3 protein-coding genes are annotated in these 2,707 nt (G+C 28.7%); all 3 read left to right on the top strand.

Translation table 11 applies throughout. The features are described 5' to 3' along the window. Positions 1–546 (top strand): hypothetical protein (locus B8880_RS14460; protein ID WP_084257834.1); only part of this gene is annotated, 546 nt, incomplete at its 5' end. A 1,391-nt stretch (positions 547–1,937) separates the two neighbouring features. Next, the gene (locus B8880_RS12070; RefSeq protein WP_084257833.1) at positions 1,938–2,258 is read left to right on the top strand and encodes a DUF4176 domain-containing protein; all 321 of its coding nucleotides are present in this window, start codon (positions 1,938–1,940) and stop codon (positions 2,256–2,258) included. A gap of 8 nt (positions 2,259–2,266) precedes the next feature. Then, positions 2,267–2,560 carry a DUF4176 domain-containing protein gene (locus tag B8880_RS12065; RefSeq protein WP_084257832.1) on the top strand — a complete coding sequence of 98 codons (294 nt, stop codon included), beginning with the start codon at positions 2,267–2,269 and terminating at the stop codon, positions 2,558–2,560. The last annotated feature ends 147 nt before the right edge of the window (positions 2,561–2,707 follow it).

The raw sequence follows: 2,707 nt of genomic DNA, 5'->3' as shown, positions 1-2,707 counted from the left end.
AAAAAATTTATTTTTCTACCTTTTATTATTGGTTTGGCTTTTTTTATGTTATATATCTTTAATCAAGATGACGACTTTGAGCTATACAATGAAAAATATCTTGAGTATAGTATTACCAATAATAAAATTGGTTTGAGAAACTTGATTTCTGAAATGAACTTAAAAGGTGATTCATCTGATTTAAATGAGGTATGGCTAAAGATTTATATTTATTTGGAGTTAGAAGACTATGCTGAGGCACTAAATCTAATGAAAACTGTTTATAAATCAAAAAGTGATTATCAAGTGTTGCTTAGAATTTGTATGCTTGAAAGTAGATTAAAATCTCATAATAAATCCTGCTATGATAATGTGATATCAGAATTTAGAAAAAAAAGATCTGATTATTATAATGTGGATAGTTATTGGTATGCAGTTTTTTTATCTAGGGGGTATGATGATTTGATACAAAGTGATCTTCATAAAACTAGCATTGATAAATCTTTTTTAGACTCTTTAAAAGTCAAAGATAAAGATGAGCTTATTTATGAGTTTTTTCCTAAATAAAATATGCTGAGAGGAGATTGATTTTTGGGATGGTGATAATTTATAGATAGATTAAAGTTTTAAATTGTATGTTTTATGATATGTGGCGTATGCGCCTATGGTACAACTCACGTATTTTTCAGGCAAAGATCCCAGTTTAAATCGTTGGGTTGCTATTAAAAAATATAGCCATTATACTTGGGATAAGTTGTCTGATGATGAAATGATATATGCTGATTCTATAGCTAGCCATACCTATTGGTGAGCGTAAAAGTATAAAACAAAAATTTATTGAAGGAAAAGATGACTGGGAAATAGGGAGAGGGATTTTCCATCGGTCACCTGTGTCTAGTAATGAAATTTTTGAAAAAAGGACACTTAGATAATGAAAAGTAAAAATATTTTTCTGATTTTATCAATGTTTGATTTATTTTATTTGATAATTTACTCATTCAACTCTTTTAGTAATGATGGTATTCCTTTTTATACTGATTTTTTAAATATTTTTATTCTATTTGAAAGTGTTGGTTCTTATAGTTTGATTTTTTCATTATCTGGTTTTATATTATTTTTATCTTTATTTTTTTCAGTGTATTGCTATTTGTTTTATACGAAATCTATTTTTTATCTTTCACTTTTCCAATTGCCGCTAAGAGTGATATGTTTACTACCATCTATTCCATATTCTATCTATGGCTTTAAATTGATATTTAATTTTCCTACTATAGCCTCCTTTATTTTTTTAGTTTGCATGGAGATCGCTAAGGTTATTTTAATTTATTTTTGCTTAAAAGTTAAAAAGTATAAAAGTTAAATATTTTAGTGTGAGGCTGCTTAGTAAAGTTAAACTTAGATAGTATTTAGATATGTACGGCAGGAAGGGATTGGTTTTGATAAAGTGTCAGTTGCAGCTTTTAAATTTGTGGGAAAGTAGGCGCTCAAGCAGGTTCTGCCTTCGGAGGTAGTATAAAATTAATCCAAGATGTAAATAAAAAAACAACAGAATTTGGATTTAATAGAAAAATTATTGGTGGAGCAGAGGTTGATGGAAAGATAAATTGGAGAAATATAACGAAATGATATATTTTTTATTTAGTGTGATTTTAATATCTTTATTATTTTGTTTTAATTCAAATAATAAAGTTCTAACTCTACTTTTTGTGATTTTTTTTGGTGCGGTTAGTTTGCATAATAACTTTGATTTGTCGATTTATTTTTTTATTCTTTTGATCTTATTGTTTTGTTGGTTTTGCTTTTTTTAGCATCATTTGGGATTTTGTCAGTTAATTTCCTTGTGAAGATGGCTTTTGATAAGGTTAAGTATAAAAATAAAATAAGAATAGTATATTTAATATTTGTTTTTTTTAGTATTTTGTTCTTGTCATATTTATTTTTTATAAAAGGAGTTCTTTATGAATAATCAACTTTCTTTTGCAAATAGGTTGCTTCCGATAGGGAGTGTTATTCGATTGACAGGCTCATTACCTGAACAGAAAGTATTAATTATCAATCGGGTTGTAGCAGGGAAGTGGAAGGGAGAGAATGGTTATTTTGAATATGCAGGATGCAAGCATGTTGTTGGTGCAATAGAAAATGATTATTTTTATTTTAATTCGGAAAACATTGAGGAAGTGTTATTTGCAGGTTATGTAGATGACTCTGAAATAGAACTGCAAAAAGATTATAAAAATTTTTTAGAAGAAACAAAATTAAAGAAATTAAATATCGTTTGAGGTGATTAATGAATATTTTACCACTAGGGTCAGTTGTTTCCTTGAGGAATGCAGAGGTTCCGGCGAAGCTTATGATTGTTGCACGAAATGGCATTCTTACAAAGAATAATATAACAGGCTATTTAGATTATGTTGCTTGTTTTTATCCGACGGGAGTATCTGGAAGTAGCTTACAATATTTTAACCATGAGGATATACAAGAGGTATTGTTTGTTGGTTATGTTGATGATTTGGAAAATAAGTATCAAGAGCGGTATCTTGAGAATAAAATCCCATATCCTAAATTAAAATTAAATAATTGATTTTTGCATTCAATCGGTGTTTTGATATTGATTAATACTCTGAGTAAGCGAGTTTATGGTGAAAAAATTTTCTTCGAAGCTCGGTGAGCTTACCTCCTCAGCGCAACAGCTTGGCAGTGTGGCAGAACTTGTCGGCGCAGATAAGGT

Origin of the sequence: Pasteurella testudinis DSM 23072, assembly GCF_900176075.1 — a bacterium.
Lineage (GTDB): Bacteria > Pseudomonadota > Gammaproteobacteria > Enterobacterales > Pasteurellaceae > Chelonobacter > Chelonobacter testudinis.
This window is presented reverse-complemented; position numbering and strand designations above follow the sequence as displayed.